The 14198-nt window shown below is 50.1% G+C and carries 14 protein-coding genes; 6 read left to right on the plus strand and 8 right to left on the minus strand.

Annotated elements, in window-relative coordinates; translation table 11 throughout:
* Positions 1–134 precede the first annotated feature (134 nt).
* Positions 135–1127, minus strand: coding sequence for a 1-acyl-sn-glycerol-3-phosphate acyltransferase (locus tag IE117_RS10150; RefSeq protein ID WP_189564317.1), 993 nt, complete (start codon positions 1125–1127; stop codon positions 135–137).
* A gap of 119 nt (positions 1128–1246) precedes the next feature.
* On the opposite strand from IE117_RS10150, the gene IE117_RS10155 reads away from it, so the two are divergent.
* Positions 1247–1579 carry an arsenosugar biosynthesis-associated peroxidase-like protein gene (locus IE117_RS10155; protein ID WP_189564318.1) on the plus strand — a complete coding sequence of 111 codons (333 nt, stop codon included), beginning with the start codon at positions 1247–1249 and terminating at the stop codon, positions 1577–1579.
* A 64-nt stretch (positions 1580–1643) separates the two neighbouring features.
* Positions 1644–2693 carry an arsenosugar biosynthesis radical SAM (seleno)protein ArsS gene (gene arsS / locus IE117_RS10160; protein ID WP_189564319.1) on the plus strand — a complete coding sequence of 350 codons (1050 nt, stop codon included), beginning with the start codon at positions 1644–1646 and terminating at the stop codon, positions 2691–2693.
* An 82-nt stretch (positions 2694–2775) separates the two neighbouring features.
* Here arsS and IE117_RS10165 read toward each other — a convergent pair whose 3' ends face one another.
* From IE117_RS10165 to IE117_RS10185, 5 genes are all read right to left on the minus strand, one after another.
* The gene (locus IE117_RS10165; protein WP_189564320.1) at positions 2776–3741 is read right to left on the minus strand and encodes a Rossmann-fold NAD(P)-binding domain-containing protein; all 966 of its coding nucleotides are present in this window, start codon (positions 3739–3741) and stop codon (positions 2776–2778) included.
* 2 nt (positions 3742–3743) lie between these two features.
* Entirely contained in the window at positions 3744–4895 is a 1152-nt protein-coding gene (locus IE117_RS10170; protein WP_189564321.1) for an aspartate aminotransferase family protein, read from the minus strand.
* Positions 4896–4932: 37 nt separating this feature from the next.
* Positions 4933–5919: an N-acetyl-gamma-glutamyl-phosphate reductase gene (argC, locus tag IE117_RS10175; protein ID WP_189564322.1), complete on the minus strand. Its 987-nt coding sequence runs from the start codon at positions 5917–5919 to the stop codon at positions 4933–4935.
* Positions 5916–7115 (minus strand): argininosuccinate synthase, encoded by a 1200-nt coding sequence (gene argG / locus IE117_RS10180; RefSeq protein ID WP_189564323.1) that lies wholly within the window; start codon positions 7113–7115, stop codon positions 5916–5918. Before argG ends, argC begins: the two co-directional genes overlap by 4 nt.
* A 237-nt stretch (positions 7116–7352) precedes the next feature.
* Positions 7353–8051 carry a GNAT family N-acetyltransferase gene (locus IE117_RS10185; protein WP_189564324.1) on the minus strand — a complete coding sequence of 233 codons (699 nt, stop codon included), beginning with the start codon at positions 8049–8051 and terminating at the stop codon, positions 7353–7355.
* Between the two features lie 497 nt (positions 8052–8548).
* Between IE117_RS10185 and aat the strand changes: the two genes are divergently transcribed.
* The 4 genes from aat (at position 8549) to IE117_RS10205 (ending at position 12738) form a co-directional block, all read left to right on the plus strand.
* Positions 8549–9172, plus strand: coding sequence for a leucyl/phenylalanyl-tRNA--protein transferase (gene aat / locus IE117_RS10190; protein WP_189564325.1), 624 nt, complete (start codon positions 8549–8551; stop codon positions 9170–9172).
* A 6-nt stretch (positions 9173–9178) separates the two neighbouring features.
* Entirely contained in the window at positions 9179–10216 is a 1038-nt protein-coding gene (gene proB, locus IE117_RS10195; RefSeq protein ID WP_189564326.1) for a glutamate 5-kinase, read from the plus strand.
* Between the two features lie 155 nt (positions 10217–10371).
* Positions 10372–11604: a glutamate-5-semialdehyde dehydrogenase gene (locus IE117_RS10200; protein WP_189565326.1), complete on the plus strand. Its 1233-nt coding sequence runs from the start codon at positions 10372–10374 to the stop codon at positions 11602–11604.
* A gap of 51 nt (positions 11605–11655) precedes the next feature.
* Positions 11656–12738: a M20 family metallo-hydrolase gene (locus IE117_RS10205; RefSeq protein WP_189564327.1), complete on the plus strand. Its 1083-nt coding sequence runs from the start codon at positions 11656–11658 to the stop codon at positions 12736–12738.
* A gap of 10 nt (positions 12739–12748) precedes the next feature.
* Here IE117_RS10205 and IE117_RS10210 read toward each other — a convergent pair whose 3' ends face one another.
* Both IE117_RS10210 and IE117_RS10215 read right to left on the minus strand, forming a co-directional pair.
* Complete coding sequence (locus IE117_RS10210; RefSeq protein WP_189564328.1) at positions 12749–13258, minus strand: GNAT family N-acetyltransferase; 510 nt, start codon at positions 13256–13258, stop codon at positions 12749–12751.
* 81 nt (positions 13259–13339) lie between these two features.
* A complete protein-coding gene (locus IE117_RS10215) occupies positions 13340–14197 on the minus strand; it encodes a PorV/PorQ family protein (protein ID WP_189564329.1) in 858 nt (285 codons plus the stop codon).
* Position 14198 lies beyond the last annotated feature (1 nt).

Consider the following 14198-nt stretch of genomic DNA (forward strand, 5'->3'; position numbering starts at 1 on the left):
GATGGTACCGGTCTCAAAGCCGGCAGAGTAGGTAGCCGCCACTTTTTCATACAACCCAGGACCGGGCCGCGCTGCATCAGCAGCGCGGCCCGCTTGCGTTTACAGATAGCCTTCTTTTAAAAGGGTTGGTATAATTACAGGGGGTCTTTCCGGTATCTGTTGCCACATAAAGCTAGTAATGGCAAGCTGGCAAAAATGACGAGGCCAACTGTCCAGCTTGTAAAACTACCGATCAGAATTGCCAGCAGACTCACCAGAACGGGATAGCTGTACATGAGTAGGCCAAAAAGTACAGAATCATAAAAAACGGTTTTCTTCGTCTTTCCGGCAACGAAACGTACGTAGGCTCTGTAAAGTGGACGGTGAATTCCCCGACCCAATTTGCCCAGAAAATCTAAAGCAGGATTGCCCGATGGACGGGGGCAACTCGCAAAGTACGCGTTTAGTTGCTGGTCTGTTTCTGGGCCAATAGCTTCTGCCGGAATCTCCAGAATGGTCCGGCGCATTCTCTCGGTAAGCAGACCGTTGAATTCCCGAAGCCATTTTTCATATTCATCAGGAGAAGTTTTGATATCTTGGGGATGAATTGCATCGCCGAAACGTAGAACTACACGCTTATTTGCTCCACGGAAATGCTCGTAGGTCAACCCAGTAGGAATGACCGTCAATTGATGTAAAGCTGTATCTGGACCGTACCAGGCCTGATGCGCCATCCGTGCGGTACCCTTTCCCAAAGGGCGCAGGTTCCACTCGTTGACACAAATCCCCTCTGAAAAAATAATGACGGCTCCGTTGTTTTTCATTACTGAAAAGCACTCATCAAGCGTCGTGTCGATTTTTTTCAAATTATCTCTTCCCTCGGAGCCCCTGAATACCGGAATAAGTTTAATGGCGCGCAGCCAATATGCCGCTTTGGGGTTTCGGAAAACATCGCCGCGCGTGAGCGTATGAATGGGCTGGCGCAATACCGAGCCAATAACGACGGCATCAAAGAAGGAACCCGAATGATTGGAAGCCAGTAATACAGGAGCATCAGTGGGGACAGCAGAGGCGTTAGTGACACACAGCTTTCGGAGATAGAGCGGCAGGCCAAGGCGGACCAGCGTACGGGAAAAGTAAAAAAACAAACTGAAGAAGGGTTAAAGACTGAACAAAGCAACCAAACTACTGTTTTTTAACGTATGTTTAAACAAAATCAAGGCCTGTTTTATTTAGCGACTCTTTTATAACTTCCCAATTCCTCACTATGAAGACCTACTATGATCCCGAGGATCTAAAAAAATTTGGTAAAATCGGTGAATTCCAAAAGCCATTGGCCGACAAATTCTTTGATTACTATGGCGAGGTATTTGCCGAAGGTGCGCTGACTGCCCGTGAGAAATCATTGATCGCGCTGGCTGTATCGCATACCGTACAGTGTCCGTATTGCATCGATGCCTACACGGTGGACACGCTCGAAAAGGGCTGCACGGAAGCGGAGATGATGGAAGCTGTGCACGTGGCTGCTGCCATTCGTGGCGGTGCGTCACTCGTTCACGGCGTACAGATGATGAATAAAGTAAAGGAACTGTCTATGTAACAACGGACTTGAAATTCCGTTGCCTTATTGATTTAACCCCGAAGAAATTTAATTACCATACTGAATGAAGAGCCTACACGCCCTGCACCACCAGCTTTCCGATACTGAAACACAAATTGAAATTCTCGAAGAAGGCGTCGGCCAAAAGCTGGGACTCCCTTTTTTTCAAAGAAAGATGCGTGATGCAGGTCTTTTTCCGCTGAAGCCCACCACTCTCGAAATATTACAGCTTAACCTGGGTAAGATGTGTAACCAGGTTTGTAAGCATTGTCACGTGGACGCCGGACCTGACCGAAAGGAAATCATGACTCGTGAGACAATGGAGCAGTGCCTTCGGGCGCTGGCTGAGTCGGATATCCCAACGGTTGACCTTACGGGTGGTGCGCCCGAAATGAATCCCAATTTTCGCTGGTTTGTGGAGCAGTGTCATGCCCTTGGGCGGCACGTCATGGTGCGCTGCAATCTTACGATCATTGTCGCCAATCCCAAGTACCACGATCTGCCCGAGTTCTACAGGGATCATGGAGTGGAAGTGGTAAGCTCCCTCCCCTTTTATAACGCAGATAAAACAGACCGGCAGCGCGGAACAGGTGTGTTCAAGGATTCGGTGCGGGCCTTGAAAATGCTGAATGCTGTAGGCTACGGTATGGAGGGTACAGGACTAGTGCTCAATCTGGTGTACAATCCTGCGGGGGCATTTATGCCTGCCAGTCAGGAGACGCTCAAACGTCAGTTTAAGCGGGTGCTGCGCGATGAGTTCGAGATTGAGTTCAATGACCTGTACGCTATTACCAATATTCCCATTAGCCGCTATCTGGATTATCTGATTTCGTCAGGCAATTTCGAGGGATACATGGAAAAATTGGTCAATTCTTTCAACCCCATCGCCGCCGAAGGCGTAATGTGCCGCAATACTATATCAGTGGGCTGGGATGGCTACCTGTTTGATTGCGACTTCAATCAGATGTTGGAATTGCCCGTGGCAACACCTGCCCATCAACATATCAGGGATTTCAATGCCAAGGCTTTGGCCGAACGTGAGATCGTGTTGAACCAGCATTGCTATGGCTGTACTGCCGGATCCGGATCAAGTTGCGGAGGAACTACGGCCTGACGATAACTAATAGTTCAGGAATGCAAAAAAGCCCCCAAGGATTCATCCTCAGGGGCTTTTTATTGATAATCCAATTTCATTGCTATTGAATTCCCAGCAGGATTTCTTTCAAAACTGCCTGGGCAGCCCATTCGCGGTTGGCGGCTTGCTCGATAACTAGCGATCGCGGGCCATCCAGCACTCCGTCGGTTACCTTCACGTTACGACGAACGGGTAAGCAGTGCATGAATTTACCGTTGTCGGTGCGGTCCATTTTTTCCTCTGTCATCATCCACGCCGGATCATTTACCAGTACTTGTCCATAATTGGTGTAAGACGACCAGTTTTTCCCATAGACAAAATCAGCACCTTCCAGAGCTTTTTCCTGGTCGTAGATCACTTCGGCACTACCAAGAAATTCGGGAGCCAGATCATACCCCACCGGGTGCGTTACCACAAGTTCGACATCCATGCCGCCCATCCATTCGCAGAAAGAGTTGGCAACCGCCTGCGGCAGTGCCTTGAAATGAGGCAGCCACGTAAGTACGACTTTGGGACGGGCTTTTACTTTAAATTCTTCAATAGTGATACAATCGGCCAGTGATTGCAACGGATGGCGCGTAGCCGATTCAAGGTTGACGATGGGGACACCGGCATATTTTCTGAATTGCTCAAAAACAAGCTCGGAATAATCCTTGTCGCGATCTTGCAATTTGGCAAAAGACCGCACACCGATGACGTCGCAGTATTGCCCGATGACCGCCGCCGCTTCCTTCACGTGTTCGGCCTTGGCCCCGTTCATAATAATGGGATTTCCGGGCTCTCCTTCTTCCATTTCAAGCCCCCAGCTATCCTGACTGACGTTCAGGATGATAACATTCATGCCCAAATTCTGGGCGGCTTTCTGGGTGCTCAGCCGTGTCCGCAGGCTGGAATTGAAGAATAGCAAACCTATGGTCTTATTCTTTCCTAATTCCTGATCAGCAAAAGGATTACGCTTGGTAACGATACCGCTGGTAACGAGTTGGTTAAGGTCGGTGACGTCGGCAGGGGAAATAAAGTGATTCATTCCTAATTGTTGAGGGTAGTTTCGTGGATGGAGGATATTTCGGTTTCCAGTGCTTTTAAAAAGGCGTCAGCCTCTGTTTTGCCGAGCGCCAGCGACGGAAGTAGTCGCAGTGTATTAGCGCCGGCAACGCCCGTAAAAAGTTTATGGTCGAAGAGTAGTTTATTACGCAGCTCTTTGACTGGGAAATCGTATTCTATGCCGATCATCAGGCCGCGTCCGCGTAGCTCCTTGTAGCCGCCGATGCGCCGGATGCCTTCCATCAGGTACTCACCCATCTTGGCGGCGTTATCGATCAGATTTTCATTTTTCATGATGTCCAGCACCGCTACGCCCGCCGCGCATGCCAGGTGATTGCCGCCAAAGGTAGTTCCCAATAAACCGTAGCTGGCTTTAAACTTAGGGGAAATCAGCACGCCACCGATTGGAAAACCATTGCCCATGCCTTTAGCCATTGTCATCAGGTCGGGATGGATACCGCTGAACTGATGGGAGAAAAACTTTCCTGTACGCCCGTAGCCGCACTGCACGCTGTCGAGGATCAATACTGCCCCGGTTTCGTTACACTTGCGACGCAGGGTCTGCAAAAACTCGTCGGTGGCCACATGAATGCCGCCCACCCCCTGAATGCCTTCCACAATCACGGCACAGGCTTCGTCGTCGATACCGTTTTCCGCAGCATCCACATCATTATAAGGTAGGAACGTCACGTGTCGGTTGTAGTTAACCGGCGCCACGATCGAGGGATTGTCCGTTGCGGCGACGGCTCCGGCGGTACGTCCGTGAAAACCTTTTTTGAAAGCAACTACCTTGGTTCGGCCGGTATGAAATGACGCCAGTTTCAGAGCGTTCTCATTCGCTTCCGCGCCCGAGTTGCAGAGGAAAAGCTTATAATCGGGATAGCCGGATAATTTGCCCAACTTTTCCGCCAATTCTTCCTGCAGACTAATCCTTACTGAGTTGGAGTAGAAGCTGATGGCGTTCATCTGCTTTGTGAGCATCTCCACATAATAAGGGTGGCAATGACCCACCGAAATCACGGCGTGGCCGCCGTACAGATCGGTGTATTTGATGCCATTTTGATCCCACAAGTAGCTACCCTGTGCCTTAACGGGCTCTATGTCGTAAATGGGGTAGACGTCGAAAAGATTGGACATTTTTAAATGGATAAGTGAAAATGGACAATATTGTGTGCTAAAAGGCTACCGCTTTCAACCGCAAGCCTGCGTCTTCTGGAAAGCCAAAAATCAAATTCATATTCTGCACTGCCTGACCCGAAGCCCCTTTTGTTAGATTGTCGATAATGCTGGTAATCAGCAGTTGTCCCTCATGCTTCTCCAAGTGGACAAAGCATTTATTGGTATTCACAACCTGCTTCAAATCAATAGCCGGACTGCTGACGTGCGTAAACGGGTGGGACTGGTAAAAGTCACGGTACAACTCAATCGCTTCTTGCAAAGTACCATCGAATTGGGTGTACACATTGGCCATGATTCCTCGGGTAAAATCACCCCGGTAAGGAATGAAATTAATGGCTTCGCCAAAACCGTTTTGCAGCTTCGCAACGCTCATTTTTATTTCGGTCAAATGCTGGTGCGTGAAGGCTTTGTAGATCGATGCATTATTGTTTCGCCATGAGAAATGCGTCGTCGCGCTCAGCGATTGTCCCGCCCCCGTGCTACCCGTCACCGCGCTGACGTGAACATCGTTTTTAATTAATGCTTCCTGTGCCAAAGGCAGCAGGGCCAGTTCGATACTCGTGGCAAAACAGCCCGGATTGGCAATCTTAGTCGCTTCTTTTATTTTATTTTTCTGCAACTCGGGCAAGCCATAGACGAAACCCTCCGACTCATCACGGAAGTCGGTGCTGAGATCAATGATTTTTACCGAATCAGGTACTTTGTTCGCTTCCAGAAATTTCCTGGATTCGCCGTGACCCGAGCAGAGAAAAACTACCTGCAAAGAATCATTCGATAATAAAGTCGAAAAGTCTTCTCCCGTGAATACCAGGTCGGTGTCGCCCAGCAAATCAGTATGCGTGGCGTGCACGGACTTGCCCGCCTGACTTTTGCTGTGAGCGAAAGCGATTTCAGCGTTGGGATGATTCAGCAGAATACGGATCAATTCTCCCCCCGTATATCCCGCTGCTCCTACAATTCCTGCTTTTATTTTTTCAATCATTTCTTTTGGGACAATTCACTGATTTTCTGATAAATCATTGACTGGTTCGAAGCCACTTTCGAGAAGCCACGCACATCGTCGCCAGTCCAGGCATTGTTCATTTCGCCGTAGCTACCGAATACGGGCGACATTAGATCAAAGTTCGACTCGATGCCTTCGACGTGAAAGCGATAGGGTGCCAGATGTACCTGTACTTTTCCCGTCACGTGGTTTTGAGTGTCGGTCATGAAGGTTTCGATATTGCGCATTACGGGCTCCACGAATTGCCCTTTGTGCAGCAGACTGCCGTACCAATTGGCAAGCTGCTCCTTCCAGTAAAGTTGCTGCTCGGTCAGTACATGCTTTTCCAGGGTGTGGTGCGCTTTGATGATAATCAGCGGTGCGGCGGCCTCAAAGCCCACGCGGCCTTTGATGCCGATGATGGTGTCGCCGACGTGTATATCGCGGCCAATGCCGAAGGGTTGGGCCATTTCGGCCAGTTGCTGAATCGCTTGTACGGATGTTTCGGCACGTTGGCCGTTTAAGCCAACCAGTTCGCCTTTTTCAAATTCCAGCGTGATGGTTTCGGGCTCGGTTTTGGTAACCTGCGTCGGCCAGGCGCTTTCGGGCAGGTACTGGTTTGAGGTGAGTGTTTCCTTGCCACCGACCGATGTACCCCACAAACCTTTGTTGATGCTGTATTCGGCTTTCTTCCAATCGCGTTGCACACCTTTTTTAGTCAGGTACTCAATCTCCGCTTCGCGCGAAAGTTTCAGGTCGCGAATGGGCGTGATAATCTCGGCCTCAGGCATAATGATCCGGAATGCCATGTCGAAACGCACCTGATCGTTGCCTGCCCCGGTGCTGCCGTGGGCAATGGCCGACGCGCCGATTTCCCGGGCATACTCCGCTACCGCTACTGCCTGAAAAATGCGCTCGGCGCTCACCGATAGCGGATAGGTGTTGTTTTTGAGGATATTTCCAAAGACGAGGTACCTGATGCAGTCGCTGTAATATTCCTTAGTCCGGTCGACTGTCGTATGCTGCTTTACTCCCAGAGCGTAGGCATTGGCTTCGATGGTTTTCAGCTCTTCGTCAGAAAAACCGCCTGTATCCACCAGCACGGAATATACGTCGTAGCCCTGATCTTCGGCCAAATATTTTACACAAAACGAGGTGTCCAGCCCACCGCTGAACGCTAATACTACCTTAGGCATTATCTAGTGAATTGTTTAATCATTGAAACATTCTGCCGCCGCGCTGATTGATGGTTGCACGCTAATTTTTGTTCTGAGCTCTGCAAGCTTCATTCCGCCAACGGCAATAAATCTGCGCAAACTTACTACATCTGCGGCTTCCGTGCCCTTTTATGAAGATAGCCCCGCTTCGGTTCCTGACAGAAATCCGAGCGGGGCTATCAAAAGACAAATAGCTGGTGCCTTAAAACCTAATGGCTAAACAAGCGTCGCTTCGGGATTTTGCTTCTTAGTATTGTCGGACCTTCGCAACATGATGCGTTGCTTGATCCGCATCCAGCGCTCGTATAGTTTTGATTCTTTCAGGAAGTTCCAGTTCTCTTCTTCATCCTTTTTTTCTGCTTCCTCGTGGTTGTACATCATGCCCGTGCAAAGGCAGTTCTTTCTTCCCGTACGGGTCAGGATATCATAATTGACGCAGCTTGCGCATCCTTTCCAAAATGCTTCATCGGTTGTCAACTCGCTGAATGTAACGGGTTCGTAGCCCAGGTCGGAGTTTATTTTCATCACCGCCAGACTAGTCGTGATACCGATAATTTTGGCGTTGGGGTACTTCTTGCGCGACAACTCGAACGCCTTGGATTTGATGGCTTTGGCCATGCCGCTCTTCCGATAATCGGGCGACACAATCAAACCCGAGTTGGCCACAAACTTGCCGTGCTCCCAGGTTTCTATATAGCAGAAGCCCACCCAATCGCCGTCTTTTGTGGTGGCGATGATGGCTTTTCCCTCGACCATCTTCTCCATAAGATAAACAACAGACCGCTTGGCGATGCCCGTGCCGCGTTGTTTGGCGCTTTCCTCCATCTCAGCGCAGATAGTTTCGGCGTGATGGAGGTGGTCTTCGGTGGCTACTTCGACAATAAAGTGACTATCTTGAATTTCTTTATTTTTCATGTTTAAGGGCTGAGTTGACTCCTTCCGCGCAAAGCTTGGGAAAACTCACAACAGATTTGTAGTGAATTTGATTAAAAATAAGCAGGAAAAAGGGGGCAGAAAAATATTTGCCACGTAGGCAAAAAGAGATTAGTTGGTCCGGGTGGACCTAAATCGGAAGGGTGTCGTATGAAAGAAAGTAAGGATCACTTTACAGTTCAAAGGTTTTTTCAAAATCGCCGGGCGGCTAATTCTGATTAATAAAACGGTGCAAAACTGAATAAAAATATGCACTCATGCTAATTAAACCGCAAATATATTTTTTGCGTTCTCCCGGCGTGTTTAAATTTTTATAAACAGAACTAGGAACCAGGTGCCAGAAAATGCCCATTTTGTTTTACAGGTAGGGAGTATTAATTGAACACAACCTATTGCTAGTCAATTTTTTATCTTTAAAGACTTCGTATATTTAAATAATATCCTACATTTGAAATCCTGTATACGAATATACCGCACCCATGAACCAACTTACCGCCGACGATCTCATATACGGCTACATCAACGGAATTTTTCCGATGGCAGACGCCGACGGCACTCTATACTGGTACTCTCCCGACCCGCGGGCCATTATCCCTATCGATAGCTATCGCCCGGCCAAATCCCTGCGCCCAACGCTCAATAAAAGGAAATTTGAGATTCGCATCAACTGCGATTTTGAGGGCGTTATGCGGCAATGCGCTGCTCCACGAACGCAGGAGGACGGCACCTGGATTTCGGAGGATATTATTAAGGCCTACACCGATTTGCACGATCTTGGTATGGCGCATAGTGTAGAGGCTTACCAGAAAGGGCAGTTGGTAGGTGGCCTGTATGGCGTATCAATCGGTGCGGCGTTTTTTGGCGAGTCCATGTTTCATACGGTGAGCAATGCTTCCAAAGTCGCTTTTCACGCGCTTATCGAGGTACTACGGGAGCGAAACTTCCGTCTGCTCGACACGCAATTTATGAATGACAACGTGCGCCGCTTCGGTGCTGTCGAAATTCCCAAGCTGGAATATATCGGTCGATTGCGCCAGGCCATCTCGCTAAAGACCCGCTTCACTGAGCAAGCGTTGGAACCCGTTTTTCAGCGCGTGGCGTAATAGATTATGCCCACCAATAAACCCATCCTTGTTGTAAAATTCGGTACTGCTTCCATCACCCTCCCTACGGGCGAGCCGGATGAGGGCATACTTGCGGAAATTGCGCGTCAGGTAGCCGTGTTGCACCGTCGCTACCATATTATTATCGTTTCTTCGGGTGCAGTAGGGGCAGGTAAGGGCCAGATACAGTCGTACAAAGGTACCCTGACGCAGCGTAAGGCCGCAGCCGCCGTAGGCAATCCCTTACTGATCGGATTGTATGCTTCCCACTTTCAGCCCCACCAGATTTCTATTGCACAAAGTCTTTGCGAACGTCAGCACTTCGCCAATCGCCACCAGTTTTTGCAATTAAAAAGTACCTTTGAAGAGCTTTGGGCCAGCAATATAATTCCCATTGTAAACGAGAACGACGTGGTCAGCGACCGCGAGTTGAAGTTTTCGGACAACGACGAGCTGGCCACCCTAATTGCCACTGGGTTCGGGGCTCAGACACTCATGCTGTGTACTTCGGTAGGTGGTTTGATGGACGACTCGGGCCAAATCTTGCGTCAGGTGTCGGAAGTAAACGAGGTCTTTCGCTGGGTCAGAACGGATAAATCTTCCCTGGGCCTGGGTGGCATGGCTTCTAAGTTGACCTTTACGAAGCTCGCTACCCGTATGGGGATTCGGGTGGTAATTTTTGGCCTGAACGAACCAGACGGCCTTTTGCGGGCGTTGCAACTAGAAACCGGAACGGTGTTCCATCCACAGAGGAGTACGCTTTCGGCTCGCAATCGTTGGCTCGGTAGCGGCGGCCTGGTAGCAGGGCGTCTGCGTATAGACGATGGCGCGGTACGCGCTTTGCAGAGTCGGCACAGTTTGCTGGCCGTAGGGATTCTGGCAGTAGAGGGCGAATTCGAAGCCGGCGAATTGGTCGAAATTTTTAATTCCGAGCAGGAAATGGTAGCGGTAGCGCGGGCGCGGGCCACTTCTCTGGCGATTGTGGATAACCTGAAAACCCTGAATTTCGAAGTGGCGAATGCCAGTGATATAGTTTTGTTGTAAGTGGGAAAGCCGGGATACCGAAATGCACATAGAAAATATCGCTTCAATTGCCGGGTACTTTAGCTCCCGGAAGGAAGCTTTTCAAAAAGAATATGAATCAAATGATTGAGCAAGATTTAGAAATAGTCAATGAAGAGGGTTTGGACAACCAAAATATGTTTCTGGCGACCCGCCAATCTGCGGCAGCAGTACGGAATTTAAGCGATGCTACTAAGGCTGCTTTACTGCACGACCTGGCGGATCGGGTTCTGGCGCAGCAGGATGTCATCCTGGCTGAAAACCAAAAGGACCTGGATCGCATGGATGATGCTGACCCGAAAAAGGATCGCTTGCTGCTGAACGGAAAACGGATCGAAGGGCTTGCCCAAAGCTTGCGCGACGTGGCGAATCTGCCCGATCCCAGCGGTGAAGTGTTGCTTGAGCGGACTCTGGAGCAGGACTTGCAATTGCAGAAAATCTCGGTGCCACTGGGAGTGGTGGGCGTTATTTATGAGTCGAGGCCAAACGTGACGCTTGACGTGGCGGCGCTCTGTTTACGCTCGGGGAATGCGTGTGTTCTCAAAGGGGGTAAGGAAGCTTCTTATTCAAATAATTGCCTGGTCAAACTTATCCACGAAACGCTCGAAAAATTCAATGTTCCGGCTGCTGCCGTAACGCTGCTCCCGACCGATCGCAGATATACCCACGAGATGCTGACCGCCACGCGCTATGTAGATATCATTATTCCGCGCGGCTCGGAGGCGTTAATTCATTTTGTCAGGAAAAATTCGCTGGTACCAACCATCGAAACCGGGGCTGGCGTCTGCCACACCTACATAGAAAAATCGGCAGATCTGGAAAAAGCGCGGGCCATCGTGGTTAATGCCAAGGTGTCAAGGCCTTCGGTTTGTAATTCGTTAGATACTGTCTTGGTAGATCGGGCGGTGGCAGAAGAGTTTTTACCTAAATTAGTAGAAGGACTCGCTGCTTACGAGGTCGAGATTTTTGCGGATGAAATTTCCTACCCGATTCTGCAGGCTGCAGGGTACCCCTTCCTGCAAAAAGCGCAGGCGGAAGATTTTGGCCGCGAATTTTTGGACTACAAATGCTCGGTCAAAGTTGTGAAGGGGTTATCCGAAGCCCTGGCGCACATCCAGGAGTACTCGTCGCGACACTCCGAGGCTATCGTTTCGGAGGATGCTGATGCAGTAGAATCTTTCCTGAACGAAGTGGATGCGGCGGCGGTATACGCCAATGCTTCCACGCGATTTACCGACGGCGGTGTATTCGCTTTGGGAGCCGAAATCGGTATCTCCACCCAAAAACTCCACGCCCGCGGACCATTTGCTCTGGAAAAACTTGTGACTGAAAAATGGGTCGTGCGTGGCAACGGACAGGTACGGACATAGGGGCTTTTTCGTATCTTTGGGTAAAAGCATTGCCCACGATACGCTCTTTTTATGACCCCCATCTTTGAAAAAGATAATTTAACTACCCTAACCCACCAGGCAACCGAACTCCTCAAAACGCTAATTTCTACGCCTTCTTTCAGCCGTGAAGAGGATGACACCGCCAGGCACCTCGAAGAATTTTTACAAAAAAAAGCAATCCCCTTTCACCGCAAAAAAAACAATATTTGGGCGTTGAATCAGCATTTCGACGCCACTAAGCCCACACTGCTTCTCAACTCTCACCACGACACAGTCAAGCCTAATAAGTCCTGGACACTCAATCCCTTCGAACCGCTGGAGCGTGATGGTAAACTTTACGGCCTGGGCAGCAACGACGCAGGTGGCTGTCTGGTGTCGTTGATTGCCACGTTCTGTTATTTCTACGAGCGCAAAGATATGGCCTATAACATCGCTCTGGTGGCCAGCGCGGAAGAAGAGATTTCGGGAAAGGAGGGCCTGGAAATAGTGGTGCCTGATTTGCCACCGATCGAATTCGCGATCGTGGGCGAACCTACCGAAATGCACCTGGCCGTAGCAGAAAAAGGTTTGCTGGTGCTGGATTGCACCGCCAGAGGAAAATCCGGCCACGCCGCCCGCGATGAAGGCGAGAATGCCCTCTATAAAGCCATTAAAGACATCGAGTGGATCACGGGGTATCGTTTTCCGAAAGTTTCGCCCACGCTTGGGCCAGTTAAAATGTCGGTAACGATGATTAATGCCGGAACTCAGCACAATGTCGTGCCGGACACCTGCACCTTCACCGTTGATGTGCGGGTAACGGAGCAGTATACTCTGGAAGAAGTGGTCGAGGAAATTCAGGCCAATATCCAGTCAGAAGTGGATGCCCGCTCAGTGCGACTGCGGCCATCGAGTATTCCCAACGAACATGCCATCGTGCAGGCCGGGCTCCGGTTGGGGCGCAACACCTACGGCTCACCTACTACGTCCGACCAGGCGTTGCTGGAGTGCCCCTCGCTCAAAATGGGCCCGGGAGATTCAGGCCGGTCACACACCGCTGATGAATTTATTTACCTACACGAAATCGAAGCGGGAATCGCACAGTATGTCAAGATGCTTGAGGAGGTAGTTTAGCATTTGGCCATTACAGTTTTATCTCGAAAAGTGCCACCTCTCCACTTTCATAATGGGCGGGCAGGCCGTCGGTGTTTTTCATCTGAAACATTCCCAGAAAGTTAAAACCCGCTTTGGTGTAGTGTTGAATAAGGGGTAGGTTCTCTCCGATCGTGTCTAGCCGCACATATTCTTTGCCCCGGCTTTGGGCGTACACTTTGGCCCAGTCGACGATTCTTGTGACAAAATTCTGGCCCCGAAAATCAGGATTGGTGGCGATTCGGTGGATGTAGATGGCAGGGTCGGCGTTGCGCTCTTCCCAGATCTGCTCATCTTCAAAAGTAATGGCCCATACGCAGGCTATTTCCTCTTCGATCATCATTTTCCACTGCCGCTTTTCGGAAATTTCGGTCGCCACAAGCTGCCTTTCAAAGGTAGGCCACACGACGGTCGCACCGACTTTGGCTTGATGAGCCGCTGCTTCTGCGTAGAGTCGGAAGATTTCGGGGATATCGGCTTTGGTGCTGTTTGTGATTTTCATTGGGGGAGGCAGTTGATTTCAGAGCAAATGACGCTACAGTTTCACAAGTGTACAATCCAGATGTTGCTCGTTTTAGCCCGACTACTCCTTTTCTTCCTCTTCATTTTTCTTCCAAACGTAAGCCAAGGAAACATGATGGGACCAGCCAAGTTGAGGATGGCTGCTGGCCGCGTAATCGACAGCCAAGCTGTTACCGGCAAAACCCAGGCCGAAGTGATTGCTGTAGGGTTGGCTGGCGATTCCGGTGCGGAACGATAATCGGGGAATTACCCCGTATTCCAGTCCGGCCCGGATTGAAGCCGGGAAGTCGGTGTTCTTGACAAGCTCCGTGCTGAGTCGTAAAGATTTGGTTGGAATGTAAGTCAAACCCGTTTTGATGACCGTGGGTAGGTTCTCCGAGCCCTCGCCAGAAAAACTACCCTGCGCCAGGTTATAAATGTGCGCTCCCAGAAACACCGTCGAACTCAATTGTGCAATACCGCCCATTTCTACAACCAGCGCTTTTTTACTCAACGATAGGGAAGAAGCATTCACGGCGATTTGCCGGTAACTGGCTTTAAGGCCCAGACTAATACGGTTGATACGGTGCGCCAGTCCCAGGCCAAAGGATAGTTCGTTGTAGATTTTATCCCCAAACCGTTGTACTGAAAACCCGGCGGCCAACTCCTCGCGCAGTGGCATCACCGCGCCAAAGGCAAGGGTATTGACGCCCTCGAAACCGTAGTAAGAATGGTAGGATGAAAAAACGGAAGCTTCGCTTTCGGTAGCAATGCCGGCAATGTTGTTCACCAATGCGTAGCGGTCCGACTGCGCTACTACGGCATTGGCCATGCCCCAGGAACGTGCTCCGACAGGAAAAGCGTCAGAGCTTTGGGCCAGTACCAACGTGCCATTGACCCCGGAAAATAGAATCAGAAAAAACACTCTCCGGTACCGCATG

Source organism: Persicitalea jodogahamensis (genome assembly GCF_014651615.1).
Classification (GTDB): Bacteria; Bacteroidota; Bacteroidia; order Cytophagales; family Spirosomataceae; genus Persicitalea; species Persicitalea jodogahamensis.